The organism is Paenibacillus sp. FSL M7-0134 (genome assembly GCF_038007865.1).
GTDB classification, from domain to species: Bacteria; Bacillota; Bacilli; order Paenibacillales; family Paenibacillaceae; genus Paenibacillus; species Paenibacillus polymyxa_B.
This window is the reverse complement of record NZ_JBBOXV010000002.1, coordinates 1,709,647-1,735,772: the sequence shown is the minus strand read 5'-3', so window position 1 is coordinate 1,735,772 and position 26,126 is coordinate 1,709,647. Positions and strand designations below refer to the sequence as shown.

General features: G+C 46.0%; 27 protein-coding genes. 1 reads left to right on the top strand and 26 read right to left on the bottom strand.

Annotated features, from left to right (window positions below; genetic code table 11):
* Positions 1-6 precede the first annotated feature (6 nt).
* The 12 genes from fliF to NSQ58_RS23530 all read right to left on the bottom strand — a co-directional run bounded on the left by fliF (position 7) and on the right by NSQ58_RS23530 (position 13,297).
* On the bottom strand, positions 7-1,590 hold the full coding sequence (gene fliF / locus NSQ58_RS23585; RefSeq protein WP_023988187.1) for a flagellar basal-body MS-ring/collar protein FliF: 1,584 nt from the start codon (positions 1,588-1,590) through the stop codon (positions 7-9).
* 35 nt (positions 1,591-1,625) lie between these two features.
* Positions 1,626-1,940: a flagellar hook-basal body complex protein FliE gene (gene fliE, locus NSQ58_RS23580; protein WP_007430020.1), complete on the bottom strand. Its 315-nt coding sequence runs from the start codon at positions 1,938-1,940 to the stop codon at positions 1,626-1,628.
* 39 nt (positions 1,941-1,979) lie between these two features.
* A complete protein-coding gene (flgC, locus tag NSQ58_RS23575) occupies positions 1,980-2,432 on the bottom strand; it encodes a flagellar basal body rod protein FlgC (RefSeq protein WP_028542726.1) in 453 nt (150 codons plus the stop codon).
* Between the two features lie 6 nt (positions 2,433-2,438).
* Positions 2,439-2,846 carry a flagellar basal body rod protein FlgB gene (flgB, locus tag NSQ58_RS23570; RefSeq protein ID WP_013309883.1) on the bottom strand — a complete coding sequence of 136 codons (408 nt, stop codon included), beginning with the start codon at positions 2,844-2,846 and terminating at the stop codon, positions 2,439-2,441.
* Positions 2,847-3,254: 408 nt separating this feature from the next.
* The gene (hslU, locus tag NSQ58_RS23565; protein WP_023988186.1) at positions 3,255-4,655 is read right to left on the bottom strand and encodes an ATP-dependent protease ATPase subunit HslU; all 1,401 of its coding nucleotides are present in this window, start codon (positions 4,653-4,655) and stop codon (positions 3,255-3,257) included.
* 36 nt (positions 4,656-4,691) lie between these two features.
* Positions 4,692-5,234 carry an ATP-dependent protease subunit HslV gene (gene hslV / locus NSQ58_RS23560; protein WP_013309881.1) on the bottom strand — a complete coding sequence of 181 codons (543 nt, stop codon included), beginning with the start codon at positions 5,232-5,234 and terminating at the stop codon, positions 4,692-4,694.
* Positions 5,235-5,260: 26 nt separating this feature from the next.
* The gene (gene trmFO, locus NSQ58_RS23555; protein WP_023988185.1) at positions 5,261-6,601 is read right to left on the bottom strand and encodes an FADH(2)-oxidizing methylenetetrahydrofolate--tRNA-(uracil(54)-C(5))-methyltransferase TrmFO; all 1,341 of its coding nucleotides are present in this window, start codon (positions 6,599-6,601) and stop codon (positions 5,261-5,263) included.
* A 27-nt stretch (positions 6,602-6,628) separates the two neighbouring features.
* Positions 6,629-8,731: a type I DNA topoisomerase gene (topA, locus tag NSQ58_RS23550; protein WP_023988184.1), complete on the bottom strand. Its 2,103-nt coding sequence runs from the start codon at positions 8,729-8,731 to the stop codon at positions 6,629-6,631.
* A gap of 286 nt (positions 8,732-9,017) precedes the next feature.
* A complete protein-coding gene (gene dprA, locus NSQ58_RS23545) occupies positions 9,018-10,136 on the bottom strand; it encodes a DNA-processing protein DprA (protein ID WP_023988183.1) in 1,119 nt (372 codons plus the stop codon).
* A 227-nt stretch (positions 10,137-10,363) separates the two neighbouring features.
* A complete protein-coding gene (sucD, locus tag NSQ58_RS23540; RefSeq protein WP_341058312.1) occupies positions 10,364-11,293 on the bottom strand; it encodes a succinate--CoA ligase subunit alpha in 930 nt (309 codons plus the stop codon).
* A 49-nt stretch (positions 11,294-11,342) separates the two neighbouring features.
* The gene (gene sucC / locus NSQ58_RS23535; protein WP_053325253.1) at positions 11,343-12,503 is read right to left on the bottom strand and encodes an ADP-forming succinate--CoA ligase subunit beta; all 1,161 of its coding nucleotides are present in this window, start codon (positions 12,501-12,503) and stop codon (positions 11,343-11,345) included.
* 323 nt (positions 12,504-12,826) lie between these two features.
* Positions 12,827-13,297 (bottom strand): MarR family winged helix-turn-helix transcriptional regulator, encoded by a 471-nt coding sequence (locus NSQ58_RS23530; RefSeq protein WP_023988180.1) that lies wholly within the window; start codon positions 13,295-13,297, stop codon positions 12,827-12,829.
* A gap of 147 nt (positions 13,298-13,444) precedes the next feature.
* Here NSQ58_RS23530 and NSQ58_RS23525 point away from each other — a divergent pair, with 147 nt between their 5' ends.
* Positions 13,445-13,873 (top strand): organic hydroperoxide resistance protein, encoded by a 429-nt coding sequence (locus NSQ58_RS23525; protein ID WP_025723282.1) that lies wholly within the window; start codon positions 13,445-13,447, stop codon positions 13,871-13,873.
* A 372-nt stretch (positions 13,874-14,245) separates the two neighbouring features.
* On the opposite strand, the gene NSQ58_RS23520 is transcribed toward NSQ58_RS23525, so the two are convergent.
* The 14 genes from NSQ58_RS23520 to ffh form a co-directional block, all read right to left on the bottom strand.
* Positions 14,246-15,865 carry a YifB family Mg chelatase-like AAA ATPase gene (locus tag NSQ58_RS23520; protein WP_076294880.1) on the bottom strand — a complete coding sequence of 540 codons (1,620 nt, stop codon included), beginning with the start codon at positions 15,863-15,865 and terminating at the stop codon, positions 14,246-14,248.
* A gap of 163 nt (positions 15,866-16,028) precedes the next feature.
* Complete coding sequence (locus tag NSQ58_RS23515) at positions 16,029-16,580, bottom strand: nitroreductase family protein (RefSeq protein WP_025723284.1); 552 nt, start codon at positions 16,578-16,580, stop codon at positions 16,029-16,031.
* Positions 16,581-16,735: 155 nt separating this feature from the next.
* On the bottom strand, positions 16,736-17,119 hold the full coding sequence (locus tag NSQ58_RS23510) for a YraN family protein (RefSeq protein WP_076264262.1): 384 nt from the start codon (positions 17,117-17,119) through the stop codon (positions 16,736-16,738).
* Complete coding sequence (locus NSQ58_RS23505) at positions 17,119-17,418, bottom strand: EscU/YscU/HrcU family type III secretion system export apparatus switch protein (protein ID WP_023988176.1); 300 nt, start codon at positions 17,416-17,418, stop codon at positions 17,119-17,121. Before NSQ58_RS23505 ends, NSQ58_RS23510 begins: the two co-directional genes overlap by 1 nt.
* Positions 17,415-19,520, bottom strand: coding sequence for a DNA ligase (locus NSQ58_RS23500; RefSeq protein WP_028542734.1), 2,106 nt, complete (start codon positions 19,518-19,520; stop codon positions 17,415-17,417). The genes NSQ58_RS23505 and NSQ58_RS23500 overlap by 4 nt, the downstream gene beginning before the upstream one ends.
* 90 nt (positions 19,521-19,610) lie before the next feature.
* The gene (locus NSQ58_RS23495) at positions 19,611-20,258 is read right to left on the bottom strand and encodes a ribonuclease HII (RefSeq protein WP_076156892.1); all 648 of its coding nucleotides are present in this window, start codon (positions 20,256-20,258) and stop codon (positions 19,611-19,613) included.
* Between the two features lie 210 nt (positions 20,259-20,468).
* Positions 20,469-21,329: a ribosome biogenesis GTPase YlqF gene (ylqF, locus tag NSQ58_RS23490; RefSeq protein ID WP_023988173.1), complete on the bottom strand. Its 861-nt coding sequence runs from the start codon at positions 21,327-21,329 to the stop codon at positions 20,469-20,471.
* An 86-nt stretch (positions 21,330-21,415) separates the two neighbouring features.
* Positions 21,416-22,042 carry a signal peptidase I gene (gene lepB, locus NSQ58_RS23485; protein ID WP_013309866.1) on the bottom strand — a complete coding sequence of 209 codons (627 nt, stop codon included), beginning with the start codon at positions 22,040-22,042 and terminating at the stop codon, positions 21,416-21,418.
* 101 nt (positions 22,043-22,143) lie between these two features.
* Positions 22,144-22,488: a 50S ribosomal protein L19 gene (rplS, locus tag NSQ58_RS23480; RefSeq protein WP_010346403.1), complete on the bottom strand. Its 345-nt coding sequence runs from the start codon at positions 22,486-22,488 to the stop codon at positions 22,144-22,146.
* Positions 22,489-22,712: 224 nt separating this feature from the next.
* Positions 22,713-23,531 carry a tRNA (guanosine(37)-N1)-methyltransferase TrmD gene (trmD, locus tag NSQ58_RS23475; protein ID WP_023988171.1) on the bottom strand — a complete coding sequence of 273 codons (819 nt, stop codon included), beginning with the start codon at positions 23,529-23,531 and terminating at the stop codon, positions 22,713-22,715.
* Positions 23,531-24,046 carry a ribosome maturation factor RimM gene (gene rimM / locus NSQ58_RS23470; protein ID WP_013309864.1) on the bottom strand — a complete coding sequence of 172 codons (516 nt, stop codon included), beginning with the start codon at positions 24,044-24,046 and terminating at the stop codon, positions 23,531-23,533. Before rimM ends, trmD begins: the two co-directional genes overlap by 1 nt.
* Positions 24,047-24,143: 97 nt before the next feature.
* Positions 24,144-24,374 (bottom strand): KH domain-containing protein, encoded by a 231-nt coding sequence (locus NSQ58_RS23465; protein ID WP_013309863.1) that lies wholly within the window; start codon positions 24,372-24,374, stop codon positions 24,144-24,146.
* A 23-nt stretch (positions 24,375-24,397) separates the two neighbouring features.
* Positions 24,398-24,670 carry a 30S ribosomal protein S16 gene (gene rpsP, locus NSQ58_RS23460; protein WP_013309862.1) on the bottom strand — a complete coding sequence of 91 codons (273 nt, stop codon included), beginning with the start codon at positions 24,668-24,670 and terminating at the stop codon, positions 24,398-24,400.
* A gap of 67 nt (positions 24,671-24,737) precedes the next feature.
* Positions 24,738-26,114, bottom strand: coding sequence for a signal recognition particle protein (gene ffh / locus NSQ58_RS23455; RefSeq protein ID WP_023988170.1), 1,377 nt, complete (start codon positions 26,112-26,114; stop codon positions 24,738-24,740).
* Positions 26,115-26,126: the final 12 nt, after the last annotated feature.

The following is a 26,126-nucleotide window of genomic DNA, read 5'->3' as shown; positions in this document are numbered from 1 at the left end:
TCACCTCTATTCGTCAGCCAGCCATGTACGAAGCAGATTGACGAATTCGTCGGGTTTCTTTTTCGCCAGACTTTCAAGCTGTTTACGCACTTGACTTTCATTTGTCACACTTTCCATGGTAATAGACGGGAACTCCGTCGGCGTTGGCATGAGTTGCAATTCTTCATCCAACTCTTCTTCCTGATTACGACGACCGCGTACGATGAGGAAGATTACACCCGCCAGCAGCGCCAGAACAGCAGCTCCGATGCCCCATAGCCAAGGGTTGGAAGCTGAGAAGAATGTATTCGTGCTCGCAGGCGCCGGAACAGCTTGTGAGAACACTGAAACCTTCTTAGCCAAATCAGCGTCTGTAATAGTAGTACCAGAATTCGCTAACGACGCTCTTACAATATTAACCAAAATATTTTGAATTGCTGTCTGAGTTGCAGTATCCAACGTTTGCTGACCTGTTGGTGGTTCAACTGCTACATTAATGGTTAAATCTTTTACAGTGTACGGACTTTGGATAATATCCCTTGCAATTCGGTTAACTTCGTAGTTAATCGTACTTGAGCTCTTATCTGAGCTGGTATTGCCGGAATTAGCTCCTCCAGGGTAGCCTGGAACATCCTGTGTTCCTGTTCCTGCAACTCCTCCGGTTTGTCCACTACTGCCCGTATAGCTTTCCTGAATTTGTTGGGCGCTAATTTCAATACCCTTCATTTTCGTTTGATCAACAGGTGTGACCATTTGTTCCTTTGATGTTACTTTGTCGAAATTTAGCTGGGACATAACCAGCACATTTACCTTGTCGTCTCCAACAATTTTCGACAAAAATTGTTGAACATTATTCCTTACATCGCTCTCAAACTTCTTCTGTAGAGCCATGTTTTCCTGAACACCACTAGTGAGCCCACCTTGGCCGCCCTTGGCCGTTGGAATCAACTCATATTCCTTATTGGTGATCGTAATGTTTTCCACTGGCAGATTCGGTACGGCCGTTTTTACCAGATTAAAATATCCGTCGATCGCTTGCTGATTTGGAGTAAAGCCAGGCTCGAATTCCATTTGAATCGAAGCGGAGGCTTTGTCCTTTTCTTCAAGTCCGGCAAAAATGTTTTCCTTTGGCATATTAATGACAGCTTTGGAGCTTTGGACACCATCCATCCGTTCCAACAGTTGCTGTATTTCGCCGTTCAATGCATTATTGTACTTCACATTGAACTCGTTCTCCGTCATACCAATGGCAGAGGAGGACTGGTCAAAAGCACTCATGCCGATTGAACCCTTCTGAATCAGGCCTTGAGACCCAACATCTACCTTCGCCTTATCCGCATTAGCGGTTGGAACTGAGATTTGTGTCCCACCAGCATTAAGTTGATACGGTATACCCGCAGAATCGAGATATTTAATGACTCCGGCTGCATCGTTAGCATTTAAATCTCGGAAAGCCACTTCATACTCGGTTTTAGTAAACTGCATCGTTAGCACTACAACGGCGATAATGATGAATGCTAATGTCGAAACAAGTAATATCTTCTGTTTTTTGCTGAAATTATTCCAATACCCGGAAATCTTATCCCGATATTGGGCGATTCTCTCGTTCACTCCGTCACCCCATCCGAAACTTTGCTAAACCCTCTTTACATCTGTGTACGCATGATCTCCTGATAGGCTTCGATCGCTTTGTTTCGGACCTGTGTAGTAAGCTGCAGGGAAAGCAGCGCTTGTTGGGAAGTGATCATGACCTGATCTACATCAACTTTGCCTGCCATGAATTGGTCGGACATCTGGTGCGTAGCGGCTTCCTGCTGCCCTACTTCATTGAGAGCATCCTTTAGGAAGGAACCAAAATCCTTCAAGGATTCGGAAGGCGTCGCTTTCGTCAACTCATTGTTAGGCGATTGAATCTGCTGTATTACCGGTGTCTGTACATTAAACATGGCGTTCTGAATCATGTTTTACTCTCCCTATTAAGTAGTTAGTAGTCCTAGAACTTAGCGACCGATTTCAAGCGCTTTGGAAACCATAGCCTTTGATGCATTCAGAGCTGTTACATTGGCTTCGTATGAGCGTGTTGCGGAAATCATGTCGACCATTTCTTTCATAATGTCTACATTAGGCATATATACATAGCCATCTTTATCAGCGTCCGGGTGACCCGGATTGTACACAGGCTTCAAAGGTGACTGATCTTCCTGAATTTGCGAAACCTTAACGCCAGCAGCGTTTGTGCTACTACCTTCCATTTGAGCCTTTAAAACATCGGCAAAGCCAGATTGGTTCGGCTCCAAAACAACCGTTTTTCTCCGATATGGAACTGCTTGTCCATTCTCTACTTTCGCCCGAGTTGTCTCTGCGTTGGCAATGTTGCTAGATATAACGTCCATCCGCAACCGTTGGGCCGTAAGAGCAGATGCACTAATATCAAAGCCGTTGTTAATCTTCACCTAGTCCTATCTCCCTTCTACCGCTGTTCTCATCATTTTGATGCGCTCATTAATTTCTTGGATGTAGGTATTATATCTTAGTTGATTTTCAGCCATAAGACTCATTTCTCTGTCGATATCTACGTTGTTCATATTGTTATTCATGACTGAGTACCCATCTTTGGTGACCGTGGCATCTGGAATGGAGTTCACAGGTCCTATTTGAAAATGTCTTGAATTGGTTACTTTTCCACGTAGTGGTGTGACATCACCGTCCATTTGCTGCTGAAGCAGTTCTTCAAATGAAACCTCCGAACGCTTAAAATACGGGGTATCCGCATTGGATATATTGTCCGCCATCACACGTTGTCTCGTATTTGCCGCCTGTACACCTGCCTGAAGCTTTTGAAAGCTCATATCACCCAGCAGATTCATTTAGCTCCTCCCTCCCAGCGTCTACTCCAAAGTAAGATTCAATAAAACAAGATTTTTCACTTTTTTTCGACAATAAAATTTCATAATTATACATTTCTTTTAGGTCTTAAGTAGAAAATAATAACTTTCTGTCATATATTCTAAGTTTCGTAGAGTTGGGACCTAATTACAATAAGAAAAAAGCCCTATCTTTTTTAAAAAAGAGGGCTTTAGATGCATAAAATGTTAAATTTTTCAGGTTTATTTCAAGAAAATGAATGTTTTCTTAGCACTTTACACCTGTAAAAGATTATACGTCCTACTTTTGGAATAGACAGAAAAATCATCAACTTGACCATTATCTAGGTCTAAACGACGGTGCAAGATAGTGTTATTCTGGACCACACACCCTATTTTTAGAAACCCTATTCATAAAATATACTGACTAAGGTCCCTGTTTTGGGCAATATCTCCCAGCTTCTCACGTACATATTCCGGGGTAATGATCATACGATCCAATGTAAGCTCTGGTGCTTCAAACGACAGATCCTCCAGCAGCTTTTCTAGAATGGTATGCAAACGACGTGCGCCAATATTTTCGGTGTTGCGATTTACAGACTCAGCAATGCTGGCAATCTCACGGATCGCTTCCGCAGAAAATTCGACTTCAATCTCCTCAGTACGGAGTAGATCAGTGTATTGCTTGGTCAGCGCATTTTTAGGCTCCGTCAGTATCGACACAAACTCATCCAAAGTCAGGCTACTTAATTCCACACGGATTGGAAAACGGCCCTGAAGCTCAGGGATCAGGTCAGATGGTTTTGCAACATGAAAAGCTCCTGCAGCAATAAACAGAATGTAATCTGTTCTTACCGGACCGTATTTGGTCATGATGGTAGATCCCTCGACAATAGGTAAAATATCGCGCTGGACGCCTTCTCTCGACACATCGGGGCCGCTCCCCTTACCCTGGCTGGCAATCTTATCTATTTCATCAATAAAAATAATACCGGATTGCTCAGCACGCTTCACAGACTCCTGAATCACATCATCCATATCGATCAATTTGGCAGCTTCATCTTGAATTAGCACCTTGCGAGCTTCCTTGACTGGTAGCTTGCGCTTCTTCGTCCGCTTGGGCAGAAAACTTCCGAACATCTCCTGCATATTCATACCCATTTGTTCATTCCCTTGCCCAGCAAACATATCGAGCATATTGGGTGCAGTATCCTCCACATCAATCTCTATAACATCATCCTCAAGCTTACCAGACAACAGATCGAATTTAACCTTACGGCGCTTTTCTGCCAAAGATCCATCCTGTTGTGGTGGTTCTTCTTCTACCGAAGTTCCCGTGTTATTGCCAAATAGCATTTCAAAGGGATTACGTTGCGATTTGTTTGACTTTTCTGCAGGTACAAGGATGCTGACAATCCGTTCATTTGCCATGTCTTCCGCTTTGTCCTTCACATTCTCTGTTCGTTCCGTCTTAACGATGCGAATAGAGGTTTCCATCAGATCACGCACCATGGATTCCACATCACGACCGACGTAACCCACTTCTGTAAATTTGGTCGCCTCTACCTTGACAAAAGGAGCCCCCACGAGCCGTGCAAGTCTACGTGCAATTTCAGTTTTACCCACACCTGTTGGTCCGATCATCAAAATATTTTTAGGCACAATTTCATCCCGGATATCATCCGGTAGCTTACTACGCCGATAACGGTTACGCAAGGCAACAGCAACAGATTTTTTAGCTTCCTTTTGTCCGACAATATACTTATCCAGCTCGGATACCACTTGTCTGGGCGTCAACGATTGATTATTCATTTTGCACTCCTCCACCCTTGAATACTCAGAGCCGATTTACAGTTCTTCCACGATAATCTGATTGTTCGTATACACACATATTTCCGAAGCAACCTCTAGCGCTTCCCGTGCCATGTCCTTTGCTTCCATGCCAGAGCCATGGCGTTTGAATGCACGGGCAGCCGCCAATGCAAAATTACCACCTGAGCCAATCGCAAGCACATCATCATCCGGCTCGATAATTTCGCCGCCTCCAGAAATGAGCAGCATTCCGGATGAGTCCATCACAATCATGAGCGCTTCCAGCTTGCGCAGAATACGATCCTGACGCCAGTCCTTGGCCAGTTCCACGGCTGCTCTTTGAAGATTTCCGTGGTGTTCCTCTAGCTTATTTTCGAACTTTTCAAATAACGTGATAGCATCTGCCACCGAACCCGCAAATCCCGCAACGACCTGACCACGATACAATCTGCGCACTTTTTTTGCCGTCTGCTTCATTACAACACTGTTGCCGAACGTTACCTGTCCATCACCCGCAATAGCTCCTTTGCCATTGTGGCGTACAGCGCAGATGGTGGTAGCATGAAAGGACATATCCATAACGCGCTCCTCCTTTTCCTTCATCCTTATGCCTGTACTTCAGCTGACATAACTCCCGTTTCGTTGATATAACCATGCAAACTTTCCAGCGCGCGATTAGCGAGAGCTTCATTTTTTTCCTTTTTGTTACGAATCCGTTTCTCCAACTTTGGAAGCAAACCAAAATTTGCATTCATCGGTTGAAAATGCTTAAAATCAGCGGTCGTAATATACCGCGCCATGCTGCCTAATGTCGTTTCTGCAGGAAATACAAACATTTCCTGTCCACGCGCTGCTCGTGCCGCATTCATCCCGGCCAGCAGACCAGAAGCCGCCGACTCCACATATCCCTCTACACCGGTCATTTGTCCGGCGAAGAATAGATTACTTCTTCCCTTGAACTGATAGGTTGGATGAAGTTGCTGCGGAGAATTAATAAAGGTATTGCGATGCATCACACCGTAACGAACAAACTCTGCCTCTTCAAGACCCGGAATCATTGAAAATACACGCTTTTGCTCCCCCCATTTGAGGTGAGTCTGGAAACCAACCAGATTATACAGCGTTCCTGCGGCGTTATCCTGCCGAAGCTGAACAACTGCGTGGGGCAGTTCACCTGTATGTGGATTTACGAGACCCACAGGTTTCATCGGTCCGAACAATGCCGTTTGTTTCCCACGTTGCATCATCACTTCGATGGGCATACAGCCTTCGAAATAAATTTCTTTTTCGAATTCCTTGACTTGCGCTACCTCAGCCGTAATCAGAGCCTCATAAAAAGCATCAAATTCCGCTTCGTTCATCGGACAATTCAAGTACGCTGCTTCTCCCTTATCATAACGGGAAGCCAGATAAACCTTGCTCATGTCGATAGAGTCCTTTTCTACAATCGGGGCTGCCGCATCGTAAAAATAAAAATACTCCTCTCCCATCAGCGATTTAATCTGTTCCGACAAAGCTGGAGAAGTTAAAGGCCCCGTCGCAATGACCACAATACCGTCCTGTGGGATTTCCTGAAGCTCTTCATTAACAACCTCGATCAAAGGGTGTTGATGAAGCGTATCAGTAATATGACCGGAAAATCCGTCACGATCCACTGCCAATGCACCGCCAGCCGGAACAGCATGACGATCTGCTGCACTCAGAATCAAGGAGTTCAGTATTCTCATCTCTTCCTTCAGTACGCCTACTGCATTCGTTAGGCCGTTTGCCCGCAAGGAATTACTGCATACCAGTTCGGCAAATTTATCTGTATGATGTGCTGGTGTTTTTACAACCGGCCTCATTTCATATAACTTAACTGGCACTCCACGGCTTGCAATTTGCCAGGCAGCTTCGCTGCCCGCCAAACCTGCTCCGATGACCGTTACCTTTTGTAGTTCACTCACGTTTAAATCCCCCTGCTATTGTTGTTCTTAAGAAGTCTCTACGCTCTCATCGCTCTCTTCCAGCATTTCGCTGTGATCGCAGACAGTACAGTTGAGCTTCGTTCCTTGTTTTGTACGTTTTTCGACCATTAGGCTACTGCAACTTGGGCAAGGCTTAATGGACGGTTTATCCCAGGAAACAAAATCACATTCCGGGTAGCGGTCACATCCATAGAAGACACGTCCCTTTTTACTCCGTCGTTCGACGACATGACCCTCACCGCATGTAGGACAATTAATCCCGATATCCTTAACAATTGGCTTTGTGTTACGGCAATCTGGAAAAGCAGAACAGGCCAGGAATTTACCAAATCGGCCAAGCTTATACACCATTTGGCTGCCACACTTATCACAAATGACATCGGATACTTCATCTTTTATTTCAATTTCTTTCATTTCTTCTTCAGCCACTTCAAGTCGCTTCTCGAATGACTCGTAAAAGTCACTCAACACCTTGACCCAATTACCTTCGCCTTCTTCGACGTGGTCAAGATCACCTTCCATATTAGCTGTAAACTCCACATTCAGAATCTCTGGGAAGAACTCCTCCATCTGTTCGATGACCAATTCGCCCAGCTCTGTAGGGAAAAACTTCTTCTCTTCAATAGCAACGTAACCACGTTTCTGAATGGTTTCCAGCGTTGGTGCATACGTACTTGGACGTCCTATACCCAGTTCTTCCAGCGTCTTCACCAGTCGCGCTTCCGTATAACGGGGAGGCGGTTGTGTAAAATGCTGCTTCGGCTCAACCGCTTCTTTTTTTAATTTATCGCCTGGTTGAAGTGGTGGCAGCAGTTTATCTTCTTCGGTTTTACCGTCGTCATTTCCCTCTACATACACTTTCATGAAACCTGGAAAACGAACCTTAGAACCTGCTGCCCGGAATATCGTCTCACCCGCTTCAATATCTACGGACAAAGTATCCATAATAGCAGAAGCCATCTGGCTGGCCATGAAACGTTCCCATACCAATTTGTACAAACGGAACTGATCCCGACTCATAAACGGCTTAACTGTTTCCGGATCGCGTAACGCAGAGGTTGGACGAATCGCTTCATGCGCATCCTGGGCGTTGGCCGCTTTTTTTGAATATTGACGAGGAGTTTCAGGTACAAAAGCTTCGCCATATTTTTGAATAATTAATTCTTTCGCTTCCTCTTGAGCTGAAGCGGCGATCCGTGTGGAATCCGTACGCATATACGTAATCAGACCCACGGTCCCTTCTTTACCTAAATCCACACCCTCATATAGTTGCTGAGCTACAGACATCGTTTTAGATGCACGGAAGTTGAGCTTCCGAGCCGCCTCCTGCTGCAAGGAACTTGTTGTGAATGGAGGAGAAGGATTGCGTAAACGCTCTTTCTCTTTAACATCGCGTACCTTGTAGGACGATTTTCCGATAGCTTCTAACACTTCTTGTACATCCGCTTCGCTAGAGAGTTCTTTCTTTTCACCGCGTAGCTTATGAAATTTCGCTTCAAAGGTACTGTCTTTAATAGCTAGTTTAGCTGTAATCGTCCAGTATTCTTCCGGTACAAACTCACTGATCTCGTTTTCCCGGTCCAAAATAATTTTCACCGCAACCGACTGCACACGCCCAGCGGATAGGCCCTTTTTTACCTTTTTCCAGAGCAACGGGCTGATTTTGTAGCCAACAAGTCGATCCAGTATCCGTCGTGCCTGCTGAGCATTGACCAAATCCATATTGATTTTACGGGGTGTTTTAAAAGCATCTTTGACAGCCTGCTTCGTAATTTCATTAAATACAACACGGCAATCTGCTGTATCGTCCAGTTCCAGCGCATGCGCCAGATGCCAGGCAATAGCTTCACCTTCGCGATCCGGGTCAGCCGCCAGATATACTTTTTTTACTTTTTTTCGGGCATCCTTTAATTCTTTTAGAATTGAGCCTTTACCTCGAATGGTAATGTATTTGGGATTAAAATCATTTTCGACCTCTACGCCGATCTGACTCTTCGGTAAATCCCTGATATGACCCATGGAAGCCTTGACGATATATTTGCTGCCTAAGTATTTGCCGATCGTCTTCGCCTTGGAAGGCGATTCCACGATGACGAGTGAATCCGCCATAGGCTCTTCCTCCTCTCAATTACACACATGAATATGATAGACTTCCTGAAATGTGGTGAGTTATGACGCGATAGAGAGCTTCACAGATTGGTCATTCTTCCGGATCGCTGAGATTCTTCAGAAAAATTCCATCTGCTCCGCTGCTGCGAGTCATAATGTCAACACATTTCAGGAAGTGGGGAAGGAGTAGGAATCCGCGACGCGGATGAATGCCATACTGCCCTCCACCTGATGTTTAAAATTGAATTTGTGCATTTACTAACTAAGGACTTTGCAAAAACAACTACTAAATAAGCTTGTATTTTGTGCCCGCTAGCTGGGCGATCCTTTTTTTTATGATTAACGATAACAGAACTGCGTGTAAAAGTCCAAAATCCCATGCCGTAGCATCAAGCAGTTCATCCAGTGTCATGGTTCCCTGTTCAAGCAACAGTATGACACGGTTTTCCTCAGAAGTCTCACTTTCTGGCACTTTGGAGACCTCCTTCAGATTAAGACTCTGCTCTCTATTGTATGAAGAAACCTCCCTTGTACGCAAATCTGCTTCATACTCCTCAATAATATCCGAAGCTTCAGTGACCGTTTTTGCCCCTTGCTTAATCAAGCTCAGCGTACCTCTACTCTTCGGTGACGTAATGGGTCCGGGAACAGCAAACACATCTCGATTTGCCTCCAGTGCAGCATCAGCGGTAATCAAGGAGCCGCTTCTTGCATCTGCTTCGACAACAAGCGTTCCCTTCGTTAGACCGGCTATAATCCGATTACGTTGTGGAAACATTCCTGGATGCGACCTTGTGCCTGGAGGATACTCTGATAAGATCAAGCCATTGCTAGCCATCTCTGCAAATAAAGACGCATTTTGGGGAGGATAAATTTGATCAATCGCTGTTCCCAGTACACCAATCGTGTTTCCTCCCCGACGCAGGGCTGTTTCGTGACAAATACTGTCAATCCCTCTCGCCAATCCGCTAACGATTGTAATCCCTGCATTACATAATCCCTCTGTTAGTATCTCCGCTGCTCTACGTCCATAAGCGGTGGGAACGCGGGTTCCTACCATGGCTATAGAACATGTATGCAAAAGTGATTTATCCCCTTTTGTATACATTACCCAAGGTGGGTCAACTGTTTCCTTCATTAATAGGGGATAATCCTCGTCCACATAAGTTACCGTTCCAATATCACCGGATTGAACTCGCTGATATCGTTCATGCACCCATTCTTCATCATAACACTGAGCCGCAATGCGTGCCTGAGCAGGGCTTAACCCTATCTCGATCCACTTCTGTTCGCTAAAATGCAGTAGCTCATGCAATTGATAGTCACTCGACCAAATACGCTGAATTGTTTTTCTTCCGATTCCCTCTAACTCATGTAAGCCTAACAAAAGCCATCTTTCTTCCAAACTATGGTTCCCCCATTCACGGAAGAGTGAACCCTCCCTTATTTTGTGGCACAATGAATCATTTTGCAAGCGTTTCCCTGACAAGCCTGTCTTAACGCAAAAAAAGCAACCTTTTCATCCCCTGTTTCAGAAGATAAAAAGGTTGCTTACCTTTCTTTCATTATACACTAGCCTGCGGCAAATTTCGATGCAGTTTTATGGCCTGTATATTAATGAAGAAACACGATTTAATGTGTCGTACACAAATTCAAAATACCACGTGCTTCCAGCACACTTACCAGTGTCGAGCCCATTTCGGAAGGAGTCGGTGCCACCTTGATCCCACAGGCTTCAAGCGTGGAAATTTTCTCTTTGGCCGTTCCTTTTCCACCAGAAATAATGGCACCTGCATGCCCCATCCGTTTGCCTGGAGGCGCAGTCACACCGCCGATAAAACCAACCACTGGCTTCGTCATATTGTCCCTGATCCACTCGGCAGCCTCTTCCTCGGCTGTACCACCAATTTCTCCGATCATAATGACAGCATGAGTGTTGGGGTCCTCATTGAAGCGTTGCAAAATATCAATGAATTCTGAACCTTTAACGGGGTCACCGCCAATACCAACCGCAGAAGATTGTCCTATACCTCGGGTCGTTAACTGATGCACTGCTTCATAGGTCAAAGTACCACTACGTGACACAACGCCTACATGACCTGGTAGATGAATGTAACCTGGCATAATACCGATTTTACATTCTCCTGGCGTAATAACGCCCGGGCAGTTAGGGCCAATCAGAACGGTCTTTTTACCTTCCATAAAACGTTTGACCCTGATCATATCAAGCACCGGAATGCCCTCCGTGATACAAATCACGAGATCTAATTCCGCATCTACAGCCTCCAAAATGGAATCTGCGGCAAAAGCTGGTGGCACGTAAATCACGCTCGCTGTTGCGCTAGTAGCTTCCTTGGCTTCGCTCACTGTATTAAACACCGGCAATTTGACCTGTTGTCCGTTCTCCAGTGTAATTTCTACCTCGGTGCCTCCCTTACCTGGAGAGGTGCCACCTACCATTTGTGTACCGTAATCAAGTGCACCCTTGGCATGAAACAACGCCGTTTTTCCCGTAATCCCCTGTGTAATCACCTTTGTATGCTTATCGACCAAAATACTCACGATCTTCACATCCCCTATCGTTTATTCGGCATATCGGAATGCAAACAGGCTATTGAACAAGTTCGACGATTTTTTGGGCGCCATCCGCCATGGAATCGGCTGCCACGATATTCAAACCGGATTCCGCTAAAATCTGTTTGCCGAGCTCAACATTCGTACCTTCAAGACGGACAACAAGCGGACGAGTCAGCCCCAACTGTTTGGCAGCCTCCACGACGCCGTTCGCAATGATGTCACACTGCATAATTCCGCCGAAAATGTTCACGAAAATACCTTCTACCTTCGGATCGGACAAAATGATTTTGAACGCTTCGGTTACCTTTTCCGTCGTCGCACCGCCCCCTACGTCTAGGAAGTTGGCCGGATCGCCACCGTAATATTTAATAATATCCATGGTTGCCATCGCCAAACCCGCACCATTGACCATACAGCCAATATTTCCGTCCAGAGCGATATAGCTTAGATCGTATTTAGATGCCTCAATTTCCTTCTCATCCTCTTCATCCAAATCACGCAATTCCAAAATATCCTTATGACGGAACAACGCATTAGAATCAAAATTCAGTTTGGCATCCAACGCCAGTACATTCCCATCACCCGTAACGACTAAGGGATTGATTTCTGCAATCGAACAATCCTTGTCCACAAAAGCTTCGTATAGCGCCAGCATAAACTTGACTGCTTTGTTTACCAGTTCATTAGGAATATTAATGTCATATGCCAACTTACGCGCCTGATACACCTGAAGCCCAATCGCTGGATCAACAACCGCTTTAAAAATTTTCTCCGGAGTGGCTGCAGCCACCTCTTCGATTTCCGTACCGCCTTCTTCTGAGGCCATCATTACGATACGTCCAGTCGCACGATCTACGACAACGCCGACGTAATATTCTTTACGAATATCGCAGCCTTCCTCAACCAAAAGGCGTTTGACCTCTTTACCTTCAGGTCCGGTCTGATGCGTCACCAGCACCTTACCCAAAATTTCAGAAGCAAAAGTCCGCACCTCATCCAAACCTTTGGCAACTTTCACGCCACCCGCTTTACCGCGTCCACCAGCATGAATTTGTGCTTTTACCACCGTAACAGCGCTTCCAAGCGATTCTGCCGCAGCAACGGCTTCCTCCACCGTATAGGCAACCTTACCGTTCGGTACAGCCACTCCGTACTGCTTTAATACTTCTTTACCCTGATATTCATGGATATTCATTCTGGAATCCTCCTATCAACATGACTGCAACAAGGGCGGTTCACAAGGAAATCTATACTAAACCTACATCATTGTAACATGTTTTTAAAACGCTTTCCTTATAATTTAACCTCATGAATTACAGTATTTTGATATCATTATCATTCCCAAAATCGAATGCTTGGATATTATTGGATATTACCATTAATACAAATTCACACAAAAAAAGCACCTCTGCAAATGGGATTACCCAGCAATGAGAGGCACTTTATTTCTTCAAGCATTATTACTTTCAGCTGAGAACAACTCATGCCATAAGATTCGCAAGAGCAACTGAAAATACCTTATGATTTTTCAATTTGTACATTCGCTTGATGAACACGATCAAGCAGATCATTGAACTGGAGCAGAAGCGACCCAAATTGATCATGAGTCATACTTGTTTTTTCCTGGATACATCCTGGTACAGATAGAGCTTTTTCCCGTAATGCGCTTCCCTCTGTCGTCAAAGAAATCAGCACCTTACGCTCATCCTGAGTGGAACGCTTTCGATCGATCAGCCCGGCGTTCTGCAATCTCTTCAATAGCGGAGTTAGTGTGCCGGAGTCCAAATATAGTGCCTCACCCAATTCCTTCACTGTACACTCTTCACGCTCCCAGAGCACGATAAGTACCAAATATTGCGAGTACGTCACACCGAGCTTTTCCAGATAAGGCTGGTATAGCTTCGTTATCTCTCTGGAGCATGCATATATGGCAAAGCATAACTGATTATCAAGTTTTAACGCTGTACCTTCATTAGGGTTGTTTTCCATGCTGTCTGATCACCTACTTTCGTCATTATTTTAGCACATTATATAATAAAATACATGCTAATTGCACAAAATACTTTACAAACGATAATTATTTTGATAAATTAAATTGTGTAAAATATAAATTGAGCGAGAGGCAGTGATTGGATTATGATGACCATTCAACAAAAAATGTATGAAACAACAGTAAAAGCGGTTGGTGGACGTAACGGTTATATCGAGTCTTCTTCCCCTGAACTTCGTTTAGATATTGATACCCCAAAAGAAATGGGCGGCGCAGGCGGTGCAGGTACGAATCCAGAGCAATTGTTCGCAGCAGGCTATTCCGCTTGCTTTGATAGTGCTTTAAATATGGTTGCTCGCATGCAACGTGTTAAGCATGAAGGTACTGAAGTAACAGCTACGGTCCATTTCGGCAAAGTGGAAGACGGCGGCTTCGGAATTGGAGTAAACCTCGATGTATTGGTAAAAGGCGTCGATCATGAAACTGCATTAAAACTGGTGGAAGGCGCACACGAACAATGTCCATACTCCCGTGCTACCCGCGGTAATATTGAAGTGAAACTGAACGTTTTGTAACTTAAATTTTCTTTAGCACATGTAGGGGGAATCTCCATCTCTCTTCATGGATTCAATAGTTTCGTTAGAATGAATTTCACAACAAGCCCCTCAATCGTTTTTTGTCGAGGGGCTTATTATCCTTTCAGCTATCCCTTCGTTAAAGACTGTTTATTTTTTTCCATCAAGTAACATGGGAGATGCTGCATAATCGTATATACGAAACTGATATACTCATAGTATAATCACTATTGTCATAATCTTATTTTTCTTCTCCAGATCTTTATTGTCTGGAGCTTTTTTTGTCCTTTTTTCCATTTTCTATTGTACATACCCTTTGGAAAAACTCTTTTATAAAAATGATCGTGTTATAACTACTAGTTTTATTGCTTTTTAACTTTCGGGAAAACTGGCATTTGCTCTATCCATATGGCGGTATTGAATAGCTTCAGCCACATGTGAAGTCAAAATTTTCTCTGAGTCATGTAAGTCTGCAATGGTACGCGAAAGCTTGAGAATTCGATCATACGCACGCATGCTTAAACCGAGTGCGTCCATTGTCTGATCAAGCAAGTCCGCTGCATTTTTTTCTAATATGGCATATTTACGAAGCATCTGACCGGACAGCTCACTATTCCATGAAAAGGGAAGCTTGCTATATCTGTGGATTTGTATCGCTTGAGCAGCCAGCACCTGCCTTCGCATTTCAGCGGATGACAATGATTCTTTTTCCTCCCGCCAATCCTTCGGCTGCGATACTTCAAGCTGAAGATCAATCCGATCCAGCAGTGGACCGGAAATACGTGAACGGTAGCGAGCTACTGCTGCAGGTGAACAGGTACAGCGCTGATGTTCCGTATCATTTCCGAAAAAGCCACAGTGACACGGATTTAAAGAGGCAGCAAGTAAAAAATGCGCCGGATACTTAAAAACAGCACGTGAACGACTGATCGTAACATTGTGGTCTTCCAATGGTTGGCGCAGCACTTCTAGTACATGACGGCTAAACTCAGGCAACTCATCCAGAAATAAAATCCCCCGGTGTGCAAGACTGATTTCTCCTGGTTTGGGTATACCTCCCCCACCCACCAAACCAGCAGCAGAGATCGTATGATGAGGCGAACGGAAGGGACGAATATTCATCAGATGAGGCGATGACTCCTTCCACTTCCCGGCAGCGCTGTATACTTTGGTGACTTCAAGCGCCTCCTTTTCAGTCAAAGGCGGAAGGATAGATGGCAACCTGCGGATGAGCATGGTTTTCCCAGCCCCCGGCGGTCCCATAAGCAGGATATTATGCATTCCGGCTGCAGCGATGACTAACGCACGCTTGGCGTGCAGCTGACCCAGCACATCGCTGTAATCCTCCATGTTGCTAGTTATCTCTTCTTTCTCACACAACGGTAAATGCTCTGCCTGAGGTAAATGGTCATAGGAACAGATCATGACTTGTTTACTGGCAGTACAACTCTGATTTGTCGCTTGCCTATCAACAGTCCCTTGTGCACGATCTTCAATCGGGATAATATCTGATAGATGACGTATAGCGTAAATACGTATACCCGTAATCAGACGAGCCTCGCTTGCGTTTTCCTGGGGAAGCAGCACGGAGTTGAATCCTTCTCGCTTGGCCAGATCAACCATGGACAGCACCCCATTTACAGGGCGAATACTGCCATCCAGCGCCAGCTCGCCAATAAACAGCGTCCGTTCTCCCACGGGTAAAACGACCTGTTCACTGGTTGTCAGCAACCCTAAAGCGATAGCAAGGTCAAAAGATGAACCTTCCTTACGCAAATCAGCAGGAGCTAAATTAATCGTGACACGCTGGGACGGATATTTAAAGCCACAGTTTTTAATTGCTGCTCTGACACGCTCCACTGCCTCTCGAATCGCCGAATCCGGCAATCCTATAATCGCTGTCTGAGGCAAGCCATTGGACAAATCAGTCTCAACTTCAATCAGAACGCCATCTATTCCATACAGACAAGCTCCGTGTAATTTTCCATACATATCAAAAAGCACCTCTCCTCATATTGGAATGCTCCCTCTCGGGAATCATTGCATATATGAAAAAAGGTGCTTCCAAATTTTCATTCTTTGCAAATGTGATGTTCGAAATTTTAGCTCCGAACTATGCTTTCAAAATTCTTGACTAAGTTTATCTGACGACAGATTATTTGTCAAACAAGGTCAGCTTATCGGCTGCGGGAGTACGTGGTCTTGATTCCGGGATAACGTCAGGATAGCCTGCATATATCATTCCTATTACCTTCTCACCTGGTTGAATTCCCAAGTGCTCACGGAACTTAGGCGAATACAAAAATGGCTTTGTCACCCAAAACGTTCCGATTCCTTTGCTCCATGCGGCAAGCATAAAGTTTTGTACAAGCGCGCTGACCGCTGCAAAATCCTCATCCCAAACCGCTTGACGCGGGTCTTCTTCCAGCACTACTAAAAGCTGGATCGGGTTGTGCAAAATGCCGCTCTCAAACTTGTTGTCCTTACCGATATCGGCTGCAATTGCTTTTGCAAGCTTTTTCCGTCCTTCACCAGCAAACAACAGAAAACGCCACGGTTCACGCATTTTATGATTAGGAGCCCACACAGCGACGTCCAGCAGTTCTTTGATCGTATCTACCGGAATGGAGTCGGATTTAAATCGTTTAATCGTCCGGCGTTCCTGAATTACATCTATGACATGTTCACTAAAGGTATGCTTTGTCACGTAAATCCTCCTTTACAGGTACAACTGCTCGATATTCATTTCCAGATGAAAATGATAACTATTCTCAATAAAATATACCTGTAGCTTTCCTTCCTGTCAACCTGCACATATGAATTCAGTCACGCACTCTTACCTTCGAAAAAGCTCTTACTCTTTTAAAATGCGCCTATTAAATGGTTTGTAACAACTGCCTTTTCGTCAGTTAATTGTACAGAAATCATGTCAAAGCGGATTGGAGCATCTCCAATCCCGTTCATATGCAAATATACAGCGGCTGTTTGGCGAACTTGGGCTATTTTACGCGCAGTAACTGATTCTGCTGGCGTTCCATATTTGGAGCTACTTCGACTACGTACCTCAATAAACACGAGTGTATGCTCCTGCTTGGCAATCAGATCTATTTCACCACTGCGGCATCGCCAATTACGCTCTATGATTCGGTAACCCAAGTTTTTTAAAAACAAAGCCGCTGCCTCTTCGCCCATCGCTCCTTTAGCTTTCCGTTGATCCTTGCCTCCAGCCTTCATTTCATTCCACATCACCAGTCATCCCTTGAAGCAAGCCGATCCATTTGATATATATAGGTAAGCACCTCTGCCACCAACTGATAGAGCTCAGCAGGGATTTGTTCGTCCAAATCAAGTTTGGATAGTACTTCAACCAGCGCAGCATCCTCCTGAACGGGAACACCATGTTCTTTGGCCTTTTCTAAAATGCTATCCGCAATACGGCCGCTCCCCTTGGCAACGACAATCGGTGCTTCGCTCTCACCAGGCGTATATTTAAGGGCGACCGCCTTCTTTATGGAAGGAGAAGGAGGTTCCAACGGCTCTTTCATATTTTAAGATCGACTCCTTTATACGGCTGAGGCACATAGCTTTGTACTTCAGAAGAGGCGAGGCTGTTCTGTTCAGTCCTTATGGGCATGGGCTCGGTACGAAGCGATAGAAGCTGGTATCCTAGTGACTCCAACGCTGTGTGAATGGACTCACGCCCACTGGTTAACAACGAAGCCGCCCATTCATGATCATTATGGAGCTTGACACTTACAATCCGATCTACAACCTGGACATCTACCAGGGTCGGTCCAAGTCCCTTCATGTCCAAATCAAACCAAAGACGACAGTTGGAGGCGTCCAGCTCTCCCCGTTTGCCGCGGCGGGACTGAATCTGGATCGTAGCTGTTTCGCGACCGTCCGGTCCAACGAATGGTATAAACATGTGTACTTGGGCAAAAGGCGCCGTTCGGTCTGTATTGAGCAGCAACTGCTGACCTGTCAGGTGCTGTACAACCTGCTGAGCCGCCTCTTTCAAAGCGGGCGGCAGGTCGTCACTGCTCATCAGCTGGAGCAGTGCCCCTTTTACGGTGTCTGCGTCTGCTGACACCGTGTCCCCAGACGCAGCCGCTAATCCCGGCAGCGTCTGGGGCATTCCCTCTGGCGGCTCCATACGTGCCGCCGCCCCTTGCGCGACCTGTGTAGTCGCGCGGTGCACTTGCTGCTCGTGCTCTGCACCGAGCAGCTTCAGTACGCGGCCTACCCACGGGTCTTCCGTGGGGGTGAGCTGCGGGCTGGACGCCACAGGCTGCGATGCAGCGGCGTCTGCGGCCCGCGAGGCGCCAGCCGCCCGCTGCGCCACTTCCGCTGCGGGCTGCTCTGGGGCAGCCGTGCTCAGTGCGGGCGGCACCGCCGCGCGTAGCTCTTGCAACAGCGTGCGCAGCCGCTGGAGCGGCACCTCTGGCGCAGCAGTGTTGCCTGCTGTGGATTGCGGCACAGGGGCACCAGCCTGCTGTGCCGAGAGACGGTCAGCCGTGGCTGAGGTTAAGGCGGGCTTGGCCCCCGCAGGCTCTGCCGTGGCAGCCGCTGGAGCGCCATCCGCATCCTTAAGCTGTGTGCTTGCCGCTGGAGCTTGCTGTGACTGTGACTGCTCCACTCTGGTGCGGGGACCATTTAATGCATCAGCACTCGATTCTGGCGCATTTACGCCAGCTTCCGATGCCACTGTCGCTCCGCGTCCATTGGCTGCCTCCGATTCTCCTGGAGCAGTCCCTTTGGCTGCAGATGTAGCCCCCGTCGCAGTATCTGAATCTGTTGCCAAAGCACTCGCTGCTGCAGCAAGGTTGGCTGCTTGAGTCCCTTTTAACAATTCCTTGCCGCCTGTGGTTTGTCCAGCTTCTGCCTGCTTTGCAGCGGTAGAAACATCCTTGGACAATAGAGGTGCTTGGCCTTCCTGCCCATCTACCACCACAGAAGAAGCACCTGTTGGACTAGCAGACATTCGGTCAGCGTTCTTTATAGCTGTCGATTCCCCCACTGAACGGTCAGTGGATATTCCCTGTGCTTGCTGTTTTAATACCGTTTCAAGCTCTTGCTCCAGCGAAGACAACAGATCATTTAAAGGAGGCCCAAACATCGCTTGACGCAATCCATTTATGCTTTCTGTCGTCAATGGAAGTCCACGCTGAAAGGCAACTGCCGCCGCCTGCACAAACGTTCCCAATTGTACATTGCCGCTTTGCTTCGCCATAGCTTCTCGCAAAGAAGCCGCATTTTCCGACGTCAACGGCACACCATTCTTTTGCATTGCCTGTATAAGCTCCCTGTTCTGAGCTGTATCCGGCAGTCCCACCGATTCCAATACATCTGTCAGCGCTACGGTTTGCTGTGGTGTATTGGCCACATCGTTCAGAGGCTTAAGCACCGTCATTCCGCTGGGGGAAGCCGGTTGAACCTGAAACGTTGTAGTCTGTCCAGGTTGAAGAGGGGTCTCCAGCTTTGCCCTGACCTGAGAACCTTGTATTTGCAACACAGCCTCACCGCCGTCCTCAGACACCTTTAGCACGACTCCTCGTACGACCTGACCTGGCTGCATATCAAGTTTTTTAGCCTCTCCAGCCTTCACATCTCCAAGTAATCCACGAAATACAGATCCGATGTTCATATCGCCCCTCCTCTCACTCTCCCCCATTCAAAGGGGCTTATGGTATTAGTTATACTTTATATCGGCATTGTCCCGATTCATAATAAGTAACTACAGATCAAACAGTGTCGGTTGCTCTGTCAACAAATTGCCCAGAAAGCTGCGTCTATGCATCTTTGTAGGTCCTAGCGCCAAAATTTGTTCCCTGTGCAACTTGGTAGCGTAACCTTTATGTATACCGATCCCATATTCCGGATACTTCGCATCCCATTCACCTTTACACAGCCGATCACGGGTTACCTTGGCGATGATAGAGGCCGCCGCAATGGACTGACTGTTCGCATCTCCTTTAATAATAGAGAGCTGAGGAATAGGCACATCTACCTTTTCTGCATCCACCAGTAAATAATCAGGAGATACATGTAAAGCCTCAATAGCCTGCTTCATAGCCAAACGAGCTGCCTGCTTAATATTGATATCATCAATCGTGTGCGCGTCTACATAGCCAACTCCTACAGCAATGGCCTTCTCCATAATCAGCTCGTAGTATGTTTCTCTCTTCTTATCCGTCAATTTTTTGGAATCATCCACACCTTCCAGTAACTCACCCACTGGTAAAATGACTGCTGCGGCCACAACATCACCAAACAGGCACCCACGACCTACCTCGTCAATACCTGCAATCCGCTCACAAGACTGCTCCCAGCATTTTTTTTCATAATGTAGCATGTCCTTTGCTACAATCTCTTTATTTTCCATATTCAATACCTGCCCATCTATATGTAGTTTAACGCGTCATTCATGCCGTAGCTCTAGCGATTGAATTCAGCTTACCACAGACCTTCACCGTCCAAAACCCTTTTCTAACTGCCTTCAAATACCAAAAAAAACCTTCCTCCTCTCCGGAGAGATGGGGAAGGTTCTTCCTTGCCACAAAATGCTATGTTCTGCATCGGTGTACCAGTAAAATCAGTAAGGAGCTTCCAAACTGAATCGTCCCAGCTTCCCTGCACGCAGCTCACGCAAAATGATTTTTGACGCCTTTTCGAGATCTACACGTCCGCCGCTAACAATACAGCCACGTTTACGTCCGATCGCTTCCATAACGTTGACAATTTCATCAGGATTTTCTGTATCTTCAGGACGTTCGGTGAGCTCAAAGCGCTCTGCCAGTGCATCCCAATAGTACTGAACTAAATATTTAGTCGCAAAAAAGGCAATATCCTCGACATTCAGAATTTCTTCCTTGATCGCACCTGTAACTGCCAGACGATAGCCTACATTCTGATCCTCAAATTTAGGCCATAGAATACCTGGTGTATCCAGCAATTCAATTTCTCCGATCTTGATCCACTGCTGTGCCTTCGTTACCCCTGGACGGTCACCCGTAGCTGCAATATTACGTCCCGCCATTCGGTTGATCAGTGTCGATTTACCAACATTCGGAATACCAACAATCAACCCACGCATAGGACGCGGGTTCATTCCCTTCCTAATCTGCCGATCTATCTTTTCCTTAAGCAGCAGCTTAGCCTGAATCGGAATTTCTTTTAGTCCCGTCCCAGTTGTGGCATCCACCGGAAGGGCCACATGCCCCTGCTCCTTAAAATAAGCAATCCATTGCTGTGATACTACCGGGTCCGCCAAATCTGCTTTATTCAAAATAATCATCCGCGGCTTGCCTTGCAAAATATCATCAATCATTGGATTTCGGCTGGAGAGCGGCAATCGAGCATCAATCAGCTCAATGACCAAATCAATTAACTTTAATTTTGCTTCAATTTGGCGGCGCGCTCTGGTCATATGACCAGGAAACCATTGAATCGTCACCGTCATCACCCCATTGATCGTAACTCCTACTTTTACCCTTAGGCTCTTAGTTAGGATTACGGCAGCTATGCTGCTTATTAGTTATTCTAGTGGTTAATCCACTGCATATCTTTTGCCGGCCAGAAAATAACGTCAGCCCGACCTACGACTTCCTTCAAATCAATATATCCAATCATCCGACTGTCTGTACTATTGGAACGGTTATCTCCCATTACAAAAATATGCCCTGCCGGAACTTTTCCATCCTTAAACTTCTCATTTGGAAAATTTGTAAACTTGTTGTAAAGCTCGCCATTCTGATGGGCTTCTTCTAAAGGAGCTTTCAAATAAGCTTCCTGAATCGGCTTACCATTTACTGTAATCGTGTCACCTTCTACCTTGACCGTATCTCCTTCAACGGCAATGACGCGTTTGATAAAGTCTCTTCCTTCCTCCGGCACATGAAACACGATCACTTCGCCTGGTTTAGGGGCACGGAAATCATACAAAATCTCATTTACAATGACGCGTTCTCCGGTATGAAAGTTAGGCTGCATCGACGGGCCATCCACAATAAACGGCTTAAAGAGAAGCCAGCGGATTAAAAAGACAAGCACTAACGCAATAATGATGGCCTTGAGCCACTCAAAAATCTCATTTTTTGGTTTACGCTTGGGCGTACCATCCTGATCAGTTGGCTGCTGTACAGCTCCTTGTCCTACTTCTTGCTCCATAGCTCACTGTCCTCTCTTTACGGTCAATAATCCACAGTTCCCTATGTACGTAGAAAAAACGAAAGGAGCTTGTAACCAAGCCCCTTTCGTTATTCGTTGTATTAACGACGAATTTCTTTAATTCTCGCTGCTTTACCGCGCAGTTCACGAAGATAATAAAGCTTCGCACGACGCACTTTACCACGGCGAGCCACGTCGATTTTATCGATTTTCGGGGAATGAAGCGGGAAAGTTCTTTCCACACCTACACCGTAAGAAATTTTACGAACTGTAAAAGTCTCACTGATTCCACCACCACGGCGTTTAATTACAACACCTTCAAACAACTGGATACGCTCACGAGTTCCCTCAATAACTTTCACGTGCACTTTCAAAGTGTCACCAGGACGAAAGTTAGGCAAATCTTTACGCAGTTGTTCTTCAGTGATCGCTTGGACGATATTCATCTATGACTCCCTCCTTCCGTACAGGTGTTCATGCTTCTTCTGGAAACACAACCGTTTCCTTCATCATCCACAGAGGACCACCGTATTACACACAACAGATGTATTGTATCATGGAGGATACCGCATTGCAACAACAAAAAGGGATTTGACCAAACATTATTTAATTGACTCCATTATAAAACAGGTCACCGCCTGCTTTCAAATCCACTCATGTCTAAGGCGCTTTATTGCTTATCCCCCAAACAGTCAGATTTGCGCTGCTCCTCAATCCACATGCGCTCCTTGCCTGTCAGTTCAGCCTGTTCCAACAGGTCTGGTCGGCGTTCCATCGTGCGACGTAACGCCTCTTGGCGTCTCCAAGAATCAATATTGACGTGATGCCCTGACAGGAGTACATCGGGTACTTTCCAGCCCCGAAACTCCGCAGGCCGGGTATAATGGGGGTACTCCAGCAGCCCCGTACTAAACGAGTCCGTTACCGCACTCGTTTCGTTCCCCAGCACTCCTGGTAGCAACCGTGTCACACTGTCAATGACGGTCATGGCTGGAAGCTCACCACCAGTCAATACATAATCTCCGATAGAAAGCTCATCCGTCACCAAATACTCTCGAATACGCTCATCATAACCCTCATAATGCCCACATATAAAAATAAGATGGTCCTCTTTGGCCAGCTCTTCCGCTTTCTTTTGCGTAAAAGTCTCGCCTTGTGGACACATCAAAATGATACGCGGAGATTTTATGTCTGTGTTACGTTCTACCCCTTCATGTTGGATAACTTCATCGGCTGTCTCTAATGTTGGTTGCTCTGATTTATCCAACAGCGCTTCCACAGCAGCAAAAATAGGGTCAGGCTTCAAAACCATGCCGCCCCCACCGCCATAGGGCGTATCATCCACTTGTCCATGCTTGTTGCCAGCATACTGACGAAAATTAACCGCTTGCAGTGATACAATTCCCTTATCCCTTGCTTTTCCCAGAATGCTTGCATTAAATACTCCATCAAACATCTCTGGAAACAGGGTCAGCACATCCACCCTCATTACAGCAGACCTTCCATTAACCGTACCGTAACCCGTTTTTCACGCACGTTTACATCCAAAATAACATCCTCTATATACGGCAATAGCAGTTCCTTGCCTTTAGGCATTTTGACTACCCATACATCATTGGCTCCCGGAGTCAAAATTTCTTTGACCACGCCGAGCTCATTTCCGTCTTCGGTCACCACTTCCATGCCGACTACTTCATGAAAATAGAATTCGTTTTCTTCCAATTCGCCTAACCGCTCAGCAGATACCTTCAACAATGTACCTTTATATTTTTCGACTTCATTAATATTGTGATATTCCTTAAATTTAGCGACAACCATATTTTTTTGAAAACGCGCTGTTTCAACAGTTACGGGGATCGGTGCTTTACCTTCCGCCGGAACAATCAAAAGCTCACTACCTTTAGCAAAACGATCTTCTGGGAAATCTGTCGTCGTTAATATTTTAAGCTCCCCACGGATTCCATGGGTGTTCACAATTTTTCCGACATTAAACAATTGTTGCATCGTGTTCCTCCTGCTTGTAATCGGTCCCGCTCCATATCATCTTCATCATGTACGAAAAAGGGTTAGGACATACATCCTAACCCACTTTCGTATATCTTTAAGATATGATGTCTACGGTAACCCGTTTATCCATCTTAACGGCTGCTGATGCAACCACAGTGCGAAGCGCCTTGGCGATACGACCCTGCTTACCAATGATTTTGCCTACATCCTCAGGATGCACACTAAGCTCATATACAACAAGCCGATCCTTCTCCAAGGTCTTCACGGTTACATCTTCCGGATGATCGACTAAAGCCTTAGCAATGATTATCACTAATTCTTCCATGGTTGACCCTCCGTATCAGCACCTTATTTCTGTAGTTTAGATTCATGAAACTTTTTCATTACGCCCGCTTTGCTAAGCAAGTTACGGACTGTGTCGGATGCTTGTGCACCATCTTGCAACCATTTCAGCGCTTTATCTTCATCAATTTTTACAACCGCTGGTACTGTGATTGGGTTGTAGTAACCGATTTCTTCGATAAAACGACCGTCACGCGGGGAACGAGAATCAGATACCACGACGCGATAGAAAGGAGCTTTATGTGCACCCATACGTTTCAGACGAATACGAACTGCCACGAAAATTCACCTCCTTCAAAAAGTAGACTGTATATTGTTATCCCATAATTCCAAGGGCCTAACGGCCTTAGCGGAAAGGAAACTTCATACCTTTACCCATACTCTTCAGCTGCTTCATAGCCTTGTTTTTGCCACCCTTAGGTCCCATCATATCTGAGAACTGCTTCATCATGCGACGCATTTCGTCAAATTGCTTTATCAGACGATTTACCTCAGCCAGTGATGTTCCACTGCCTACAGAAATACGTTTGCGTCGGCTATGATTAATCATGTCTGGGTTTTGCTTTTCCTGTGTGGTCATAGAATGAACGATAGCCTCAATCCGGCCCATCTGTTTGTCATCCACTTTGATATCTTTCATTTGCTTCATGTTGCCCATACCGGGAATCATATCAAGAATCTGGTCGATTGGGCCAAGCTTCTTAACTTGATCCATTTGCTCCAGAAAATCTTCAAAAGTAAACTCGGCATTACGCATTTTACGTTCCATTTCCTTCGCCTTATCGGCGTCGATATTGGACTGCGCTTTTTCAATCAGGGACAACATGTCACCCATGCCTAAAATCCGTGAAGCCATCCGTTCAGGATGAAACGGCTCCATCGCATCCAGCTTTTCACCCAATGTAGCAAACTTGATCGGGCATCCCGTCACAGCCTTAACTGATAATGCTGCACCACCACGAGTGTCACCATCCAGCTTCGTCAGTACAACTCCCGTCAATTCCAAGCTACTATTAAAGTGCTCTGCAACGTTAACCGCGTCCTGCCCCGTCATGCTATCTACAACCAGTAGAACTTCATCCGGGTTGACGTTGGTATGAATCTGGCGTAACTCTTCCATGAGTTCTTCATCAACATGAAGACGACCCGCAGTATCTATAATAACGTAGTCATTACCATTATCCTTAGCATGCTGCAAACCCTGTTTCGCAATTTCTACCGGGCTTGTCTGATCTCCCAGTGTAAATACAGGAGTATTAATCTGCTCCCCAAGAACCTGAAGTTGCTTGATCGCGGCTGGTCTATAAATATCACCAGCTACAAGCAATGGACGATGATTTTGCTTTTGCAACAATTTCGCCAGTTTACCAGACGTCGTCGTCTTACCTGCGCCCTGGAGACCCACCATCATAATGACCGTAGGCGGTTTGTTTGCTTTGGCAAGCTTGGCCTGACTGCCACCCATCAACTCGGTCAGTTCCTTGTTCACGATGTCGATGATGACCATGCCTGGCGTAAAGCTGTCCATCACTTCCTTACCAACGGATTTCTCCTTTACCTTGGCAATAAAGTCCTTTACAACCTTGAAGTTAACGTCCGCCTCAAGCAAAGCTAATCGTACTTCACGCATCGCCTGAGCTACATCATCCTCAGACACTTTTCCTTTACCGCGCAGTTTACTGAATACATTTTGCAAGCGAGTCGATAATCCTTCAAATGCCATACTTTCGCACCT

Coding starts and splice junctions, on each gene's coding strand:
- fliE (WP_007430020.1), bottom strand. CDS start 1,940: ATGATTCAGAACGCCATGTTTAATGTACAGACACCGGTAATACAGCAG.
- flgB (WP_013309883.1), bottom strand. CDS start 2,846: ATGAATCTGCTGGGTGATATGAGCTTTCAAAAGCTTCAGGCAGGTGTA.
- hslU (WP_023988186.1), bottom strand. CDS start 4,655: ATGAATAATCAATCGTTGACGCCCAGACAAGTGGTATCCGAGCTGGAT.
- hslV (WP_013309881.1), bottom strand. CDS start 5,234: ATGGATATGTCCTTTCATGCTACCACCATCTGCGCTGTACGCCACAAT.
- topA (WP_023988184.1), bottom strand. CDS start 8,731: ATGGCGGATTCACTCGTCATCGTGGAATCGCCTTCCAAGGCGAAGACG.
- sucC (WP_053325253.1), bottom strand. CDS start 12,503: ATGAATATCCATGAATATCAGGGTAAAGAAGTATTAAAGCAGTACGGA.
- NSQ58_RS23530 (WP_023988180.1), bottom strand. CDS start 13,297: ATGGAAAACAACCCTAATGAAGGTACAGCGTTAAAACTTGATAATCAG.
- NSQ58_RS23525 (WP_025723282.1), top strand. CDS start 13,445: ATGATGACCATTCAACAAAAAATGTATGAAACAACAGTAAAAGCGGTT.
- NSQ58_RS23520 (WP_076294880.1), bottom strand. CDS start 15,865: ATGTATGGAAAATTACACGGAGCTTGTCTGTATGGAATAGATGGCGTT.
- NSQ58_RS23510 (WP_076264262.1), bottom strand. CDS start 17,119: ATGTGGAATGAAATGAAGGCTGGAGGCAAGGATCAACGGAAAGCTAAA.
- NSQ58_RS23505 (WP_023988176.1), bottom strand. CDS start 17,418: ATGAAAGAGCCGTTGGAACCTCCTTCTCCTTCCATAAAGAAGGCGGTC.
- NSQ58_RS23500 (WP_028542734.1), bottom strand. CDS start 19,520: ATGAACATCGGATCTGTATTTCGTGGATTACTTGGAGATGTGAAGGCT.
- NSQ58_RS23495 (WP_076156892.1), bottom strand. CDS start 20,258: ATGGAAAATAAAGAGATTGTAGCAAAGGACATGCTACATTATGAAAAA.
- lepB (WP_013309866.1), bottom strand. CDS start 22,042: ATGGAGCAAGAAGTAGGACAAGGAGCTGTACAGCAGCCAACTGATCAG.
- rplS (WP_010346403.1), bottom strand. CDS start 22,488: ATGAATATCGTCCAAGCGATCACTGAAGAACAACTGCGTAAAGATTTG.
- trmD (WP_023988171.1), bottom strand. CDS start 23,531: ATGAGGGTGGATGTGCTGACCCTGTTTCCAGAGATGTTTGATGGAGTA.
- rimM (WP_013309864.1), bottom strand. CDS start 24,046: ATGCAACAATTGTTTAATGTCGGAAAAATTGTGAACACCCATGGAATC.
- NSQ58_RS23465 (WP_013309863.1), bottom strand. CDS start 24,374: ATGGAAGAATTAGTGATAATCATTGCTAAGGCTTTAGTCGATCATCCG.
- ffh (WP_023988170.1), bottom strand. CDS start 26,114: ATGGCATTTGAAGGATTATCGACTCGCTTGCAAAATGTATTCAGTAAA.